Below are 17,750 nucleotides of genomic sequence, written 5' to 3' on the forward strand. Positions count from 1 at the left end.
CACCCCGCAGCTGGCCGACATGCAGCGCCGGGTCGAGTTCGACCTGTGGTACATTGAGAACCAAAGTTTCGCTTTGGATCTCAAGATCCTGGCCGCCACGGCGCTTCACGTGCTCCCGGGCCGCTCCAACGCCTACTGATCTTCGGTGCAGCCACCATCCGACGATTGGCAACCGCTTTAAGCCGCTCGCTCACGCGGTCGGCTCGACCGGGGAAGGGGGAGAAGCGGATGCAGCGCCATCGTCCGCCGATGTCGTTAATCTGGCGCGATGTGAAAGACAGATCACCGCTTTCCGTGCTGACGCTGAGAATTCGTGTCGCCTGGTGGTCGGTATTTCAAGAGCGGGATACATGAGTACCAAAGAGATATTATCGACTTTATCCCAGATTGCCATCATCGAAGATGCTGATCACTACAAGCGTCGTCTGAACGTGTTCTGCGATCCAGGGCGGCCGTATATTCTGTCGTTCATCAATCAGCATGGTTTCAATATTGCGCATACCAATCAGTCTCTGCGCAATGCCTTCCTGAAGTCGGATTGCCTTCTGCGCGATGGCGTCGGTCTGGAAATCGCGCTGCAGTTCCTAGGGCTGAAGAGCGGGGTGAACTGCAACGGAACGGATCTGATTCCACGCATTCTGCACAAGATGGCTGGTCGTACGGCTGCCGTCTACGGGACAGTCGATCCCTGGCTCGGCAATGCCTGTGAAACCATCGAGGCCGCCGGCGTCCGCGTCGTTTCAAAGCTGGACGGGTTCCAGGATGACGCGGGGTATCTGGAGGCGGTTCAGCGCTTTCAACCAAGCCTCATCATCCTCGGCATGGGCATGCCGCGCCAGGAAGAACTCTCGCTCAAGATCGCCCAGAACTGCGATCACGCCTGTCTCATCGTCAACGGCGGTGCCATCATAGATTTCATGGGCGGCCGATTTGTCCGCGCGCCGAAATGGGTACGATCTGCGCGCTTGGAGTGGTTGTTCCGCCTTCTGTTGGAGCCGAAGCGCCTGTTCGCGCGGTATATCACCGGCGGCGCCGTGTTCCTCTTTCGGATGGCGAAGTTGGCGTACTACGTGCGTGCGCCCAACATGAAAGCTTAGAGCCTCGCCCGATCGCGCCGGACCGGTGCCCATGCCGCGGAGGGCATCATAGGTTCCCCTTGAGCAATTTCCGTTTCGTCGGTGTGGTCGATGGCGGATTGAAGAAATCCCCGCGCCACAACCCCGGGCCGGCGGCAGCACCCCGTAGCCGGACCGTCGGCATCGGGCAGAGGCGGAGAGGGGCCCTTCGGCCTCCCGGATCGCGCCGGAGCCGTCCGACCTGGGAACGCCCGGCCGGGTCCCGTTCTGCGTTGCAGGCTCGGCCGAACGCAAGCTTAGATTGCCGCTCCCATCGCGCCGATCAGGATACGGCACGCCGTTTCGATGTAGTGGAATTGAGTACGCAATGTGACCGGAGGTTGCTCAACGCAGATTGCTTTTCATAGGTCGAGCGAACCCCAAATGTGTATGTCCCTGTGTTTCGTCTAGCGTGGCGGCGACCGGTCTGATACGCCTGTAGCCCCTCGCCACGTCCAGACGCGGTTCGCGTGAAGGGCGCCGTATCGTTATGATTGTCGGTTCGACAGGGCCTTCCGCTGAATCGAGGGACATCTAGGGTGGCTGCTTGCGTCCGGGCGCGTGTGGCTCACGGTTCCGATCCGATCCGAAGAGGCAAGATCCTGCAACGCTCGGCAGGCCGGTGGGCGGAGGGGCGCAAAGGCCGTCGGTGGGTGACCGAGTCTGTAGCCGGTTCCGATCGTTCGACCGACCCATATCACGGCACCTTACGGTCATCAGGCGGGGGGCAAAATAGTCTTCCTTGTTATGAAGAGCGAGAAATCAGATTGTAATCACGCTAACGACTGCGAAAATCGATCGTCTCGCCGGCAGCAATTTGGGACAGGATGTGTCCATCGATGTCGCCCATGTCGCATCCCAGATAGAGAGTTCGATGCCGGACGTGTGTTTGATTTCCAAAGTGTGGCGTTCCGGTACGGGTTGGTACGCACAGATGCTTTCGGAGGCGATCGGGGAGGCCGGCGCACAGATTGCCTTCATTTCACCGGCCGCCGAGCCGCGCGAACGCGAGCCGAAGGGCACCAATTTGAAGCGTGTTTTCGTTCCGCGGGAATTGATGACTGCCGCACCGCGATGGAAGCGACTGACTGCGTCTCTGAGACGATCGATCTCAAGCACGGTCGCAGCCATTTCGCTTCGGCGCACTACGGGGACTTATATTTTTAATATTCCAGAGCCGTTTATTTTTACGCTACCGTTATTCGTTTTTCTGCGTATGAGCGGGGCGAAAATCATCTACATCGTTCATGACGCTGTTCCGCACAAATGGCGGTTCGATGGATTTATCAGAAAATTCGAAGATATGCTGTATCGGGTATCCTATGCCCTGCCGAACCATCTAGTCGTGCTGGCTCCCGCCGCGCGTCAGGTCTTGGTGAAACGGTATGGGATCTCCGCCGATAAGATCGGCGTCATACCGCATGGCCCGTTCTCGACGGGATCGATAACGCCGATGCCGGGCACCGGGCGATTGCTGTGTTTCGGGACTGTGCGCCGCAACAAAAATGTTCTGGAAACGATTCGGGCGGTCAAAACCGCGCGCGCGCAAGGATTGGACGTAACGTTGCAGATCTCAGGCGAGATCCACCCCCTGGAATCGGAGTACTGGGACACGTGCCTTGCTGAAATCAGGCAGGACGAGGCCGGATTCGAGCTCGATATCCGATTCGTCCCTGACGCGTCCCTCCCGGAGCTGATTGCCAAAGTCGATGCGTTCGTCCTGCCATACGAAGATTTCAGCTCCCAGAGCGGCGTCGCCGTCCTCGCGGCCACGAGCGGCCGGCCGGTGATTGGAACGGCTTCAGGGGGATTGGCCGACCTGTTCGCGGTGGGCATGGCGGGTGTCGAGCTCGTGAGTCCGGTCTCCTCCGACGCGATCCTCCAGGGCATCTACACGTTCAAGGGCGAATCGATCAGCGCCTGGAGCGCCCGCGCGGCCCTTGGGGCGGAAAGCGTACAGAAGGAGATCGCATGGAGCCGCGTCGCGCAGCAGTTCTTGAACATCGTGCGCGATTTGAACCGGCATGCGCCGGCTTGAGGTCAAGGCCGGCCCGCCGGCTGAACCGTGGGGCCCGGCGTTGTCCGCGCTCCCGGCCGGCGCGGTAGCCGGTCGACCATGATCCGATTTCTCAACACGGGTGGCTCCTCCATGTGGATCCCGACGCGCGCCCTCGCAGCGCTCTGTCTCCTGCTCGGCCCCTGCGCCGGCGTCTCTGCGGAATCGGCCTTCAGCCTCGGACGCGGCGTCAACCTTGTCGGTAACCACGGCTACTACGCACGCTCGACGACCTGGGCGACCCCGACGGGCATGGACTATTATCTCGGCAAGGGCATGCGGGTGTTCCGGATCGTCGTGGCCTGGGAATGGATCCAGCCGAAACTGGACGGCGATCTCGATCCGACCGTGCTCGCGGCCCTGCGGACCGAGATCGATCACCTGACCGCGGCCGGCGCCCACCCGATCATCGACATCCACAACTTCGGCCGGCGCAATCTCACCTTCGGAACCAGCCGGGACGAGAACGTGATCATCGGCGAGTCGCCGCGGGTGCCGGCTTCCGCCTTCGCCGACCTCTGGTCCCGCCTCGGGACCGCGTTCAAGGCGAATCCCGCCGTCATCTTCAACCTGATGAACGAGCCCTACGATCAAGACGGACCGACGCTCGTCGCGACCTACAACACGACCATCAAGGCGGTGCGGGCGACCGGCGCCACCAACACCATCATGGTCGACGGCAACGGGTTCAGCGGCGGCTGGTCATGGGGGAAAGGCGGGGCCGCGTCGAACGCCGTGCTGATGCTGAAGGTGGAGGATCCGGCTGATCGGCTCATCTTCGACGTTCATCAATACCTCGACGACTGGGGCGCCGGTAAGAAGACGAGCTGCAACGCCGGGACGGGCGCGTCCTCGCTGGTGGGCGTCACCGACTGGGCGCGCACGCACCGCAAGCGCCTGTTCCTCGGTGAATTCTCCTCCGGCCGGAACGCGGCCTGCGACGTGGAGCTGAAGGCGCTCCTCGCCTTCCTCGGGGCCAACACGGACGTCTGGACGGGCTACGCGTGGTGGGGCGTCTATGCCGGGCAGGCAGGCTACAACACGCCCGATGCAGGCTTCTGGTACACGATCGATCCCGGCGGCGGGGACGCGCAGGACTTCAGCGGCGCCACGCCGGACGACCCGCGCATGACGCTCCTGCTGGCCGGACCGAAGTAGGTTTGTTGGACACGGCTCCTGCGCGATGCGGAGCGTGCGCCGCGTCTCCCGCAGGCGTTGATCCTGCACGGCAACCGATCGCTTGGTGACCGCCGCGAGTCCTGGACTTGACGCCACCGTTTCGGTCGGCCGCCAGCGGGACGCTCTGGACTATCGGATCGCCATAGTTATTGGTCGCCGGTAAGAGCCCGTCACTAGGCTGATTGTATTTAATCTACGAGGCTGTCCCGAATGGTCAAATCCCCGCTTAGACTTACGATTGTCCAATACGCGGGTGATTTCCGAGAGGCTGCAGAGCGCCTGTCAAAAGGGGGCCCTGAGACGTACCGCGCCCAAAGGCACACCGTCGAGTACGTGGAAAACCTAGCGGCTGAGATCGGGTCGGTGACAACGATCACGGGCTTCACCGATCAGGCCTACGACGTCACGCTGGCGAGTGGCGCCAAGGCGATCGGTGCGGGCTTCGTCGACCATTTCGACGGACGCCGGTTGGCGGAATTGACCGCCCAGTCGCGTCCCGACCTCCTGATCGTTCGTGGACCGATCCGGCCCGTCATCTGGTGGGCGATCCGGCACCGGGTCCGGACGCTCCTGTTGTTGGCGGACTCGTTCAATACGCAATCCGCGAAGTCCAGGCTGTCCGGCGCCCTGCTCGGACTGCTCACCAGGGCGCCCAATATCGAGTGGGTGGCGAACCACGGGAATCGTGCCGCGGAGCAGCTCGTGCGGATCGGCGTGCCGCGGCGCAAGGTTCTGGCTTGGGATTATCCCACGTTCGATCGTCCCGAAAACACGCCGCCGAAAACGAAGCCCTCGTCACCGGCCAAGATTATTTACGTCGGTCTCTTGGCGCAGGCGAAGGGCGTCGACGACCTGATCGTGGCGACCAAGCAGCTGGTCGATGCCGGCCGCGACGTCCGCCTGGATCTCGTCGGCCGGCACGACGACGGGCGCCTGGCGGGGCTGATTGCGCATCACCGGCTCGAAGGCGTCGTGCACCAGCTCGGAATGATCGATAACGCTGAAGTCATCGTCAAGATGCGACAAGCAGATATCGTGGTCGTTCCGAGCCGTCATGAGTACTCGGAAGGCATGCCACTCACGATCTACGAGGCGCTTTGTTCGCGCACGCCCCTCGTCGTCTCGGACCACCCGATGTTCGCAGGCGCCGTCATCGACCGAGAAAGCGGTCTCGTCTTCAGGGCCGGTAATACAGCGGAACTCGCCGACAGAATGACGGAGCTGCTCGACAACGAGGCGCTCTATAGCCGCGTCTCCGAGGGGAGCGCGGCTGCATGGAACCGCTTGCAGATCCCGCTCAAATGGGCCGATCTCATAACCGACTGGATTGCGGATACATCGACCAGTCGGGCGCGCTTGGCGACGCAATCGTTCGCAAACCGATAAGTCGGCCACGGTTAGAGCCGTGCGCGATCGCGTTGCCCAATTCGATACAGGCGTCAGATGAACTCTGAAAAAAGTCTCTCCGGTATCTCAGATCAGCCAACCAAGACTCTATGGCTTCGGCATATTGTGATGGCCTCTCCGGAGGGGACTGAGCTGGGCGGAGGCATCGGAACGGTCAGCAATCTGATATCCACGATCCTCAAAAAGCAGGACCCGTCGATCACATTGACGGTCATCAATACCAGGGGCTCACAGTGGAATCGCCTGTGGCCGATAAATTTTTTGGTCGGATTCTCCAAGTTATTTTTGTGCTGCCTGCTCAATAGACCGAGCGTTTTGCATCTGCATGTATCGGAACGATTCAGCTTTCTCCGAAAGGTACTTCTTCTATTGCTGGGTCGGACATTCCGCGTGCCCACGATCCTCCATCACCACGGTGCGGAGCTGATCACGTCGTACCGGAGTGGCAACGGGGCGATGAAGTTTCTGGTCCGATCGACGGTCCGGATGGCCGCACTGAACCTTGTTCTCGGCGAGGTTCATCGCGAGTTCCTCGCGCATGATCTTGGCGTCGACAGGGACCGGATCGTCGTCCTGCACAACGCGACGGGCGACCGCCGGCTCGCGCGCCCTGACAGGACCGCTTATGTCAGCGGTCGATTCCGGCTGCTGTTTCTCGCGAACCTGATCCCGCGGAAAGGGGTCGGGGAGTTGCTGTCGGCTCTGGCGCTGCTTCGATCGCGCGGCACGGATGTTCCGGTTATCCTGGCGGGGGGCGGCCGGATCGATCACTACCGGCGGGAAAGCGCCGAACTCGGGATCGCAGATCTCTGCACCTTCACGGGTTGGGTTTCCGGTGATGGTCTGTCGAGCCTGCTCGAATCCGCGGACACCCTCGTGCTGCCGAGCTTTCATGAAGGTCTCCCGATGTCGATCCTGGAGGCGTTATCCGCCGGCGTTCCGGTGATCGCGACTGAAGTCGGATCCATTCCGGAGGTTCTCAACTCGGGCGTGGACTCTCTTCTTCTGAAGCCGGGCGATGTCCCGTCACTTGCGCAGGCCATCGAGACGCTGGTCAAGGACCATGCGCTTCGGGGCGCTCTCGCGACTGCGGGACGGGCGTTGTTCGAGCGGAAGTTCACACAGGAAGCCTATGCGCGGGATCTGATGACGGTTTACGGCCGCGTGCTCGAAAAGCCGCGATCGGTCTGATCGTGCCGGCCCCGACGGCAAGCACGGGACGGTCTCCAATCAAGCCTGTTGTCTCGCGGCCGTATATAGCAGTTTTCGCAAAAATGACTGCCGGGTTTGTGACGGAAACCTGCGACTCACCAAAGACCTAGAGCGCCTTCCGCCGAAGCGGATACGGCTTCGATGTTCGAGCGCGCCGCAGCAAAGACTTGGACGCTTGATCGCGCCACCACGCCGATCCGACCACCTGGCCCGCCGTCGGACCGGCGCTCAAGGGGTGTGCGCGACGGGCTGACCGGACAGGCCCCGCGGGCCGCCGAGCAGGAGCGCGGCGCTCGCCACGAGAACCGCCGTGATGACTGCGAACATCCCGTGCGGGCCATAGGCCGTGAGCGCCGGCAATAGGACGAAGGGGGCCAGCGCGGAAGCGATCCGCCCCCCCGCCCAGGCGCAGGTCAGGATCGACGCCCGCCGCCGCGTCGGAAGCAGTTCCGTGGCGTAGATCGACAGGATCGCCCCGTAGGTCGCCGCCGCCGTGTTGAACGCGATGCCGAGCAGGACCAGGGTGACGAACCCGGTGCTCGCGGCGAAGGCCGTGCCCAGGCCTGCCATCGTCCCGGCCAGGACGGCGAGGCTGGCGCGCCGTTCCAGCCGGTCAACCACCAGGGCCGTCAGCAGCGTCCCCACCGGCGGTCCAAGCAGCGACAGGGCGGCGAAGACCAGGGATTGCTCGACCTTGAAGCCCTTCTCCAGGAGCACGACGGCGCTCAGCAGGGGGAAGCCCAGGGTCGCCCACGGTGCGAGGGCGTAGAGGGCGATGAACAGGACAATCCTGCGCCTCGCGGGCGGCTCGTCGGCGGGCGCGCGGGCCTTGGGCGGCGCTGGCGGCTCCCCGGCGGGCGCGGCCTGTCGGGAGCGTGCCGAATCCGTGAACCGCCGACAGGCTTCCCGGGCCTCGACGGGGCGCCCGGCCGCAGCGAGCCAGCGCGGCGATTCCGGCAGGAGCGCGAACAGCGCGGCAGCGAGCGCCGCTAGGCCGGCCCCGAGGATCAGCGCCCAGCGCCACGCCTCCATCCCGAGCGGTGACGCCGGCGCGAGGATCTGGACCAGCAGGATGACGGCCGAACCGCCGATGAATCCGATCCCGGCGCAGACCATCAGCATTGCGCCGCGCTGCCGGGGCGGCATCACCTCGGCAAGAAGGGTCGCCACCAGGGGCGGAAAGCCGCCGATCGCGAAGCCCGACACCGCGCGCGCGACCGTGAGCGACGTGAGGCCGGCGCTGAGCGCGGCGCCGAATGAGCCGATCGCCATTAGCACCAGGGAGGCCTGGAGCGCGCGCATGCGCCCGAGGCGGTCGCCCAGCAGGCCGAAGATCGGCGCGCCGACCGCCCCGCCGGCGAACACGGAGGCCAGCAGGAGGGACAGGCTGCTGCGCGGCAGATTGTGGGGCGGGGCGAGGAAGATGGCCGCCAGCGCGTTGCTCAGGGCGACCTCTGCGATATCCGCGAACAGGCCGAGCGTGCTGACGGCGAGGATCGCTAAGTGAAGACGGGTAACCGGCAGAGCATCGAGGCGCTGCGTGATCGCCGCGACCGAGCCGTCGTGGCCATTCTCGGCCCCGTCCGGCGCGTCCGGCCGGCCCCCCCGTGCCTCAACCAAGAGCGTGATTTCCTCGAACCCTGTGTCTCAGCGCCGGCCGGTATCCCCGACCGGGCGCTGCGCGCCGTGATTGTCTATCCGGTCCCCGCCCGGGCCGATCGCCTTCGGCGGCGTCCCGACGACATCGCCGTTGCGGATGGCGTCCTCGACGTTGCGGCGCATGCCGTTCGGTGCCTCCGCGCTGCGTGACGGCCGAGGGCACCAGGATCGTCCGGGCCTGGGCGGCTTCGGCATCGCAGATCGGCGGACAGGCCGTCAAGGCGGACAGACCGTGGATACCGGTCTCCATCGAGGAAGACGTGTGAACTTCAAGGGCGCCGACGGCGCTGGTGGCCGCGGTCGACCTCCGCTCCGGCGGTTCCGATGTGACCTCGATGCTGTCGCGCCCTAGAACCGGCGCGCCCGCAGCACCGCTGTCTCCAGCGTAGCGGTGGGATGGCATCGATACGATAGTCGGCGAACGACCGGCGCGACGGGCGTCCCCGTGTTTCCGGTCCACCATTGCGGTGCCCCGGGGCGGGGTTCTGCGGTCATGCTCCCGTAGAACGACCTTCGGAAACGCGCGCCCGGGCGGGCCGGACCTGCGTGCTGCGCGCCCCGCTTCACCCGGGCGATCGCGTCATGGTTGTGACACCGCCTACCGCGCCCTTCCCCAGGCTGCGATCTCCGCGAAGCTCTGCTGTTCTCGTGAGAATGGCTTGGTGATCGTTTTGTATCATGGATTAGGAATCGATTTCCGTATTAGGATATGTTGCCGCCTATAAAAGTGTGGACATCGGCGCGACGAGGTGTAATCAATTCTAAGTGTATTTTGCATCGCTGTGGCTAGTGTCGTGAATCTACCGGTATTTATATACCAGTTTCAGGAGCTCTGTATGCTGTTTGACGAAAAACATTGCCATGTTATGTATCTTATCGACCATTATTCCTGATCGCGATGCATGGCTAAGATATTCTGGCGTACATAAATCTTTGAGATCAAAACAACATATCATAACGCCGAGTTTGTACAAAGACGTCGTTCAGGTATCCCTGCCAGTTACAAAGTGGGAACTGATCGATCGTCCGGTCGGCATTGGGGGCGGTCAAATCAGTGATAGACAACATCAAAATCCTCGGTGTCGGCGCATGTATGATCAAAGGCACCCCACACAAGCTCGGATTCTTCCAGATGACGTGTGGATTGCTGGCCGCGAAGGGGATGTCTGTTCAAGGTAAGCTGAAGTCGTATCCTGGGTTCTCGTCCAAGGATGCGCGGAAATTCGTCCTCCGTGATATCCGATATACACAACCAGAGTATGTAATTATTCAATTTGCTACAACCGATGCGAGCGTGGTGCTGCGCTTCGTCAACGCAACGCGATCGATTCTGAAGAAATCCGCAGAGGAATCGCGGCTTCCCTTGGCGCCAGCCGCGAAGAAACGGACGTCGCATCTCTCCACGTTGCGCTGGCAGGTTCAGGATTTCATTAGCTTGGCGTCTTCGAAGAAGATCAACAATTTCGATGAATGCCTCGCGGCGCAGTCCGCGATCATGGACGAGTGCTTCCGGAATTCGGCCGTCCCGGTGGTTCTGTCGGCGTTTCCCTGCGGTCCCAAACACAAGACCCGGCACGCGGCGCTTTACACGCAACGGCTGCGACACTTGGTTGACGCCAAGGGCGGCATTTTCGTGGACCTGTTCGAAAGCTTCGGTGTCGGCAGCAAGGGGGACATGCTTATGGCGGATGGCGCGCATCTGACCGAAGCTGCGCATGTCATGGTGGCGTCGACAATCGCCGACGCAATCCGCACCCACATCGCATCCGCCTGCATGTCGGGCAGGCGGATCGACCTTCCTGCGACTACGGTTGAGCCGGTCGGCTAGAGCTGCACCCTTTCGCCGAACGGAATCTCCTTCCGCCAAGAGCGCCCCAGCCCGGTCTGGGCCGCTCGATGTCAGAACGTGCGATCGCGCCTCGCCTCACCGGTGACCGAAGCGCCGGCCTGTGGCTGGACGCCGTCAACGCGATCGTATCACGCGCCGTTCGATCCCGCCCGCCCCGTCAGCGCCTGTGCAGTTCCGGCCCCGATCCGATTTCCCTGAGCCTAGGTGCCGAGGCTCCGGATCGTTCGTCTCGCATCACCCGTGTCCGAATCGTGGTGACCGCCTTCGGGACGATGTGTCAGCCGCCCCGCCTCGATCAGGTCCTCGATCCCGTGCAGGCCGGCGACGAACGCGCTCCAGGCGGGGGAGGGGGCCGCCCGGCGGCCCGATCCCGTCGCAGCGGGGCAGAATCGCGGCCTCCGGCCGTCGACAGGCTTCCGCCATCGCGTCGGTGAGCGCTTGGACATCCTGCCCCGGCGCGGCCTGGGTGCCGCCGATCAACGTCTGGGCGGGTTCGAGCCCGCTCCAGCAGGGAGAGGTCCACGCCCGCGCGCCGCTGCGGCTGCGCGGGCGGCACCTTATCGCGCCTCACTGGCGAACAGGACTCGCAGCCTGCGGCTGACGGGCTTCTCGTAGACCAGATGGTAGACCACGCCTGTCAGCGTCGCCGCGACGACGAGCAGCACGAGGACCGCGACGATCGGGAGCGTCCGTCCCGTGGCCAAGACCGTGACGTGAACGACGGCCGAGAGGGCCAGGCCGTGGATGAGGTAAATCGCGTACGACGCGGCGCCGAGCAGGAGTACGAACGGCGGGACGGCCAATCCCCTGCTGCGCTCGCGCTCGACGATGCCGAGGATGAATAAGGCGGCGGCGGATCCGAATACGAGACGTGCGGCGAGCTGATGGTCCAGCAGCTGTGCCCCGAACAGCATCGCACTCAGGAAGAAGATCGATCCGACGACCGCGACGAGTTCTGGAACTCGCACGCGTATGTGCATCAGCGTCAGGGCGGTTCCGATGCCGATGAGGAACTCAAGATTGTACGGATTGAGAAGCACGGTCAGTGGAAACGGCAGGCTGTCCAACACCGGGTACACCGCCAGGATTCCCAAGGCCCAGATGGGCAGGATCCAGACAGCTCGGGCTCCGAGCCGTATCAGGAGCCCGAAGATGACATAGAAGATCATCTCGTGAACGAGCGTCCAAGCCACCGAGTGGATCGGCGGCTTGGTATACGGCGCCAGCAGGAATGAGAACACGAAGTTGACCGGATCGTGCTGGCTCGGAATCCCTGCATTCGGGAACAGGAAGTAGAGGAACGACAGCGGCAGCAGGACGCCCCAGTAGGGCGGGTAGATGCGCAGGAACCGGTTGCGCGCATACGTCGGGAGGCGTTCCCGACGGCCGATATCACCCCAGTGCACCCACGCAATGATGAAGCCGCTGAGGACGAAGAAGAAATCGACCCCGACCCCGAACTGCCGCAACAGGCCTCCGAACGGTTCGGCCCCGTAGAAGCGCGGTTCGGCGATGATCGTCCCGGCATGGGCGAATACGACGAGGATCGCCGCCACGGCGCGTCCAGCCTGGATGCCGCCGAACTTCTCGCGCCGCTGAGCCTCAATCGGGACGGTGTCCATCGGCGACGGATCTGCGATCGTCGCGCGCGCATCCAGAGACTTGATTTCCATAGTCGAATTATGCCGCCATGTCAGTAACTTGACTGGTCATCTGCATCACGAGCCCTGCCTGATCGCGTTGTAATCGGGCGGGTCTCGCAGCCTCTGTCTTGGCGCGCTCTCCGACGCCGAACCGGTATCCACTTCGGCGGAAACTGCACCAGCCGGTCCAGAGATTACTGCATGGATACCGCCATTGATAGACAGGGATCAGATCCCGGACCGTCATCGCGGCGGCCTCCAGATAGTTAAATGATGGATCCGGACCGATCCATCGGGGCAAAGACAAGCACAAAGCGCTCGCTGTACGTTGCGCATCAAGTAAGTCTGAAGTCGTAAATCTTGATCAATGTTAAGATGTTGAGCCTGGACATCGTGATTACATTCCGGACGTCGCAGGAAGTCGGCCCGCGTCGTTGGCACGCGAGGCTTTGATGGCTTCTCGCGTGAACGCTGCCTTCCTCCACCTGCCGCTCGATCGCGGTCGGGACGGCGATGCGCTCTCCGTCGACCTGGAAACCGTGCCCGCCTCAACGCACACAGGGGACGATTCCGTTCCATCCGAAGTCAATCCACGCAGGGCGGATTTAAACTGCCTTCCGACCCAGTTTCGCGGACGATGCGAGGATCATCTGCAGTTTAAGCGGGGAAAAAATCATGGCCAATCCAACATTGATAAGTGCGGCAACGCACCCGGCTGCGAAGGCCGAAAGGTTCGACAGCGGGATGAGTTCAGCCACGAGAAAGCACGCGCCCATCAATCCGGCTGCAGGGGCGATCGCTTTGATCATCCGGATCCGCATCCCGGCTCCAGCCATGAGCAGGCCGGCGTCACCGATGACGCGCAGCGACCACGCGAGGGCGGCACCCTTCAGGCCGAACAACGACGAAAGTCCCCAGAGCACGCCGATGAAGGGCACGATTTCGAGAAGGTGAAATTTGGCCGGCAGATCCGGCCGTCCCTTCGCCTGCAGAAGGCTGAAAGGGATGAAGGCCAGCCCGTTGATCCACCCCCCGACCAGCAGGATCCGCGCCACAGGCCCGCCTAGTTCGGCAAAGCTTGGGCTCAGCCAGGTTGCGAGAAACGGTTGCGCGAGAAGAATTCCGGGGGCGCAGAGCATCGCGTAGCCGTAGGCCAGCGCGACGAGGGATTGCTCGGAGATGTCACGGCCCTCCGTCGCCCCGACTCGGGACATTCTCGGAAAGAGCGCGCGCGCAAGTGCGACCGCGAAGACCTGGCTGCGGATCACCAAGTTCATCGGCACTGCGTAATAGGTCACCGCAGCCACGCTCAGGATGGAGCCGATCACCAGCTGGTCGACAGATTGGAGAACAGGGCTGACGAGACCCGAAATCGTCACCCAGCCGCCATACCCAAGCAGGCTGCGCATGGTCTTCATGTCGGGGCGGGTCGGCACCCATGGCCCGTTGCGAAGCGCGACGTAGGCGCAAATCAGAAGGACGCCGAACATCCGCGTGAGGACCGCGGCCGGAATCACCACCGACAGGTTCGGTGCGATGAGCAACGCACAGATGACCGGTATGATCTGTCCGGCGGACGAGCCGATCACCTGCAGCACGTTTGCCGCGATGAAGCGCTCGCGTGCTTCCAACGTGCCGATGGCGACCCCGGAAATCAGGGCGAGCGGAAGCAGCGATGCGACCCAGACCAGGTTTCCCTCGATCTCGGGTCGGAGATCGGGTGGGACGGAAACGATGTAATCGAGCAGAAACGATCCGCCCAGGTAGAGGATCAGGCTGCCGATCGCGCCGAAGCCGAGGTTCAGGATGATGGACGTGGCGACGATGCGCGTCCGTTCCTCGTCGGCCGACCGATCGAGGCGCGCCAGGGCGTTGGTCGCTGCGCGCGACAGGCCCAGATCGAGGAAGCCCAGATACCCCAGAAGCAGCCAGACGATCGAGAGCACGCCGTAGCGGGCGTCGCCGATGTGATGGACGTAGATCGGGACCGTGACGAAGGAGACGATCAGGCCGACCATCGTCCCGGTGGAATTGACCAGAAAGTTCCGTCCGACGCTGGAGCCGAAACGTTTCTTCTTCGGCTCGACGCCCCCCGATGCGGGGAGCAGGGCTGCCTCATCGGCAAGTTTGTCAGACGCCAAGATGGACCTCGAAAAGCTCGGAGCTCGGAAGAACGAACGGTCGCGTACAGCCCGCGGCGTGACTCGACCGTAAGATCTCCACCGCTGGGACGGGATGAGCATCGTGCACGCAGCACGACGCGCGCCGTCCTCGTCGATCGCGAAGCTCCTCGTTGGGTCGGTGCAAGCGCTGTCTCGACCGGTTGCTACGATCGATCACGTTCTGAAGACGGACGTTTGCGCCGCTCAATAAACTTGCGGGAAGCCATAATCCAGTTTTCGTCCTGGCGCTACGCCTCGGGGCGTTCCGCGCCGCGGCGGAGACAGTTCAGCGCCGGAGGGCGCCTAGCTCCACGTGCCGAGAGCGGTGCCCGATTGCGTTGCAATCGGGCACCGCTCCGTGGCCCTTTACGCGGTGGTCTGCGTTCTGGTTCACGCGACGTGAAGACCGCTCGTGGCGTGGTGGGTGTCGAGGGTGAAGACCAAGCTGGTGTCGACCGAGGTGAGACCGGCGGCGTTGGTCTCGTAGACGGTGATCGTATGCTGGCCGTCCGCGCTGCCATCCGTGGCCAACGCCGGGGCGTTGGACGAGACGGTGCCGTTGTCCAGCCGGAAGTGGAGCGTGTCGCCGCTCGCCGCGGGGGTGTAGGTGATCAGCCCATCGCTGGTGGTGTGGTTGCTGCCCGATCCGGTGTCGTGCGTCAGCGCCACGCCCGGTGCGCTCGGAGCCGCCGCGGTCGTGCCCGAGCCGACACCCGAAGTCCCGGTCCCGGTCGTGCCGCCGCTCTGGCTCGTCCCGCTCACGCTTCCGTTCGCGCCGGTCCCGGTCGTGCTCGTCTGTCCGGCGGTCGCGCTTCCCGCGGTTGTGGTGGCGTGGTGTGTGTCGAGGGTGAAGGCGAGGCTGGTGGTGGCAGAGTTAAGGCCGGTGGCGTTGGTTTCGTAGACGGTAATGGTGTGCTGGCCGTCTGCGCTGCCATCCGTGGCCAGCACCGGGGCGCTGGACGAGACGGTGCCGTTGTCCAGCCGGAAGTGGAGCGTGTCGCCGCTCGCCGTGGGGGTGTAGGTGATCAGCCCGTCGCTGGTGAGGTGATTGCTGCCCGATCCGGTATCGTGTGCCAGCGCCACGCCCGGTGCGCTCGGTGCACTCGAAGCGCCCGTGACGGTGTTGGCGGTCGACGCCGTGCTGGCCGTCGACGCCGTGCTGGCCGCAACGGTCTCGATCGTGTGCGTGCCGTCGGCGCTGACGTGATCGATCACGTTCGCGTGGCCGGAGCTGTCGAGCTGCTCGCGTGACGTGATCTGCCAGGATGCCGTGTAGGTGGTGATCGACGAGGGGCTGGCGGCCCCCGCCGCGTAGGCCGCGACCTGATGGGTGCCGTCCTTCAGTTCCGTGAGCACCTCGCTGACGTTGCCGTGGCTGTCGTAAGTGGTGCGGCTGATCAGGTTCCAAGACCCGTCATAGCTCTCCGACTGGGTCGTCACCGTCGAGCCCGCGGCGAAGCTCTGGACCGTGTGCGTGCCGTCGGCGTTGATGTGGTCGATCGCGCTCACCCGGCCGGAGCTGTCGAGCTGCGAACGTGCGGTGATCTGCCAGGACGCGTCGTAGGTTGTGATCGAGGATGGGCCGGCAGCGCCGGCCGCCGCGTAGGCCGCGACCTGATGGCTGCCGTCTTTCAGTTCCGTGAGGACCTCGCTGATGTTGCCGTGGCTGTCGTAGGTGGTGCGGCTCTGCAGATGCCAGTCGCTGTCATAGTTCTCCGACTTGACCATCACCGCCGAGCCTGCGGCAAAGGTCTCGATCGTGCGTGAACCGTCGGCGGTCTGCATGGATTTGGAGACGACCGACCACGCCGCATCGTAGGTCGTGGACTCGGACACGTAGCTGCCGTTCGCGGCGTACGTGTCGACCCGATGCGACCCGTCCTCAAGATTCGTCTGAACTTTCGCGATCACGCCATTCGCATCGTAGCTTGTGGACGAGATCAGCTTCCAGTTCGCGTCATACAGCTCGGACGTGGCGACCTGCTTGCCGTCGCTGCTGTAGTGCGCAATCGTCGATTGGCCCGCCTCATCGGTCGACTGCACCTGCTCGAGCTTGCCCGACGCGTCATACGTGCTTCGGGAAATGAATTTCCAGCTCGCGTCATACTGTTCGACGGTCGAGATATGGCCATCGACGTAATTGGCAGTCTGATGGCTGCCGTCCGCGTTGACTTCAGAGGTCGAGGCCAGCGCCCCATCCTTCGTGTAGTTCTCGGTTTTGACGACATCCCACTCATGGGCGCCATACGTGACGACGGTCTTCGAGCCGTCGTCGTTGAACGACGTCCGGGCTTCCAGCGCGTAGGCAGACGAGTACACCTCGAGCGAGGTCGGGTGGTCAGAGTTGTTCGCGTAGAGCGAGAGATCGAAATTGCCCGCGGCATCGACCTTTACGCTGCGCGAGATCGAGCCATCGGCGTTGTAGAGGGTTCTGGAAAGCAGGTCGCCGTTGGCGTCCAAGACGTCCTTGATGCTCGCGCCGCTGCGGCCACTGACGAACGTGTCCAGCTCGACGGTGCCATCCGAAAGGACCTTCGGAACCACATTCGTGCTGGTGAAATTTTCCAGGACCGACATCTGCGGCATATCGAGAATGCCAAGGTTCGGCTCGACCGAGTACATGTAATCGTGCCAGCCGGTCCCGGCGGCCCAGTAGGAGGCACCTTCCCAGACATCGCTGTTCTGGGACACGAAATTCAACATGTTGGTCATGGCAACGAGCGAGGTTGCGTTATCCGCGACCCCGAACTCGCCCAGATAGAGCTTGGCGCCCGTCTGCCGCGCCCACTCGGTGATGTCCGTCAGGCGCTCCACGCCGATCGACTCGGACACGACCCAGCTGTTCTGACCCGATGTGTCGTCAAGATACTGGTGGACCTCGAAGGCGACATTATTCGACGGATCGACGACGGCGCCGGGCTTGCCGATGACGCTCGCATTGTCGGTTTGGGTCCAACTCGATCCGCCATCCCAATAGGTGCCGGAGACAAGGACCTGCTGGGTCGTCGCTCCCGAGTCGCGGATGGCCTGGATCGCGCTGTTCACGGCCGGCAGCCAAGCGGAGGCCGTCGGAACCTGCGGCTCGTTCATGAGGCCGAACGAGACGTTCGCGTCGGTCGCGAACGCGCCTGCCAGTTTCCCCCACAGATCGGCGAAAGCCGATACCGGCACGCTCGCGCTGCCGACGAGATCGCCGTTGTAGCTGCCGTAGTTATGCAGATCGAGGATGACGTGCATGCCCTGGGATTCGGCATAGGACACGAATTGATGAACCTGCGCGAGGAAGTCCGGATCGAGCGCCCCGTTCAACGTCGGCTGAACCTGTTCCCAGTCCAGGGGCAGGCGGATCGTCGAAAATCCTTTGCTCGCAAAGTAATCGACGCTGGCCGTCGTCGTTAGCAAACCGTAAGCGGCGCCAGAAAGATTAATGCCGAGTTGCATGTCCGGATCCAAAGCCAACTGGACTTA

General features: G+C 63.2%; 12 protein-coding genes. 7 read left to right on the forward strand and 5 right to left on the reverse strand.

Annotated features, from left to right (window positions below; genetic code table 11):
• Positions 1-19: 19 nt before the first annotated feature.
• From MKK63_RS19570 to MKK63_RS19595, 6 genes are all read left to right on the forward strand, one after another.
• Positions 20-139, forward strand: coding sequence for a sugar transferase (locus MKK63_RS19570; protein WP_244004827.1), 120 nt, complete (start codon positions 20-22; stop codon positions 137-139).
• Positions 140-350: 211 nt separating this feature from the next.
• On the forward strand, positions 351-1,097 hold the full coding sequence (locus MKK63_RS19575; RefSeq protein WP_244004721.1) for a WecB/TagA/CpsF family glycosyltransferase: 747 nt from the start codon (positions 351-353) through the stop codon (positions 1,095-1,097).
• A gap of 847 nt (positions 1,098-1,944) precedes the next feature.
• On the forward strand, positions 1,945-3,153 hold the full coding sequence (locus MKK63_RS19580; protein ID WP_244004723.1) for a glycosyltransferase family 4 protein: 1,209 nt from the start codon (positions 1,945-1,947) through the stop codon (positions 3,151-3,153).
• Positions 3,154-3,264: 111 nt separating this feature from the next.
• Positions 3,265-4,329: a glycoside hydrolase family 5 protein gene (locus MKK63_RS19585; RefSeq protein ID WP_244004725.1), complete on the forward strand. Its 1,065-nt coding sequence runs from the start codon at positions 3,265-3,267 to the stop codon at positions 4,327-4,329.
• 384 nt (positions 4,330-4,713) lie between these two features.
• Complete coding sequence (locus MKK63_RS19590; protein ID WP_244004727.1) at positions 4,714-5,736, forward strand: glycosyltransferase family 4 protein; 1,023 nt, start codon at positions 4,714-4,716, stop codon at positions 5,734-5,736.
• A 129-nt stretch (positions 5,737-5,865) separates the two neighbouring features.
• Positions 5,866-6,948, forward strand: coding sequence for a glycosyltransferase family 4 protein (locus tag MKK63_RS19595; RefSeq protein ID WP_244004729.1), 1,083 nt, complete (start codon positions 5,866-5,868; stop codon positions 6,946-6,948).
• A 249-nt stretch (positions 6,949-7,197) separates the two neighbouring features.
• Here MKK63_RS19595 and MKK63_RS19600 read toward each other — a convergent pair whose 3' ends face one another.
• Complete coding sequence (locus MKK63_RS19600; RefSeq protein WP_244004731.1) at positions 7,198-8,589, reverse strand: MFS transporter; 1,392 nt, start codon at positions 8,587-8,589, stop codon at positions 7,198-7,200.
• 27 nt (positions 8,590-8,616) lie between these two features.
• Positions 8,617-8,751: a hypothetical protein gene (locus MKK63_RS31755; RefSeq protein WP_279574764.1), complete on the reverse strand. Its 135-nt coding sequence runs from the start codon at positions 8,749-8,751 to the stop codon at positions 8,617-8,619.
• A gap of 931 nt (positions 8,752-9,682) precedes the next feature.
• On the opposite strand from MKK63_RS31755, the gene MKK63_RS19605 reads away from it, so the two are divergent.
• Complete coding sequence (locus MKK63_RS19605; protein ID WP_244004732.1) at positions 9,683-10,456, forward strand: SGNH/GDSL hydrolase family protein; 774 nt, start codon at positions 9,683-9,685, stop codon at positions 10,454-10,456.
• Between the two features lie 578 nt (positions 10,457-11,034).
• Here the strand turns inward: MKK63_RS19605 and MKK63_RS19610 are convergent.
• The 3 genes from MKK63_RS19610 to MKK63_RS19620 form a co-directional block, all read right to left on the reverse strand.
• Positions 11,035-12,099 carry an acyltransferase family protein gene (locus tag MKK63_RS19610; RefSeq protein ID WP_244004734.1) on the reverse strand — a complete coding sequence of 355 codons (1,065 nt, stop codon included), beginning with the start codon at positions 12,097-12,099 and terminating at the stop codon, positions 11,035-11,037.
• A gap of 626 nt (positions 12,100-12,725) precedes the next feature.
• Positions 12,726-14,261, reverse strand: coding sequence for a flippase (locus MKK63_RS19615; protein WP_244004736.1), 1,536 nt, complete (start codon positions 14,259-14,261; stop codon positions 12,726-12,728).
• Positions 14,262-14,672: 411 nt separating this feature from the next.
• Complete coding sequence (locus MKK63_RS19620; RefSeq protein WP_244004738.1) at positions 14,673-17,723, reverse strand: glycoside hydrolase family 5 protein; 3,051 nt, start codon at positions 17,721-17,723, stop codon at positions 14,673-14,675.
• Positions 17,724-17,750: the final 27 nt, after the last annotated feature.

Source organism: Methylobacterium sp. J-088 (assembly GCF_022829295.1).
Taxonomy (GTDB): Bacteria; Pseudomonadota; Alphaproteobacteria; order Rhizobiales; family Beijerinckiaceae; genus Methylobacterium.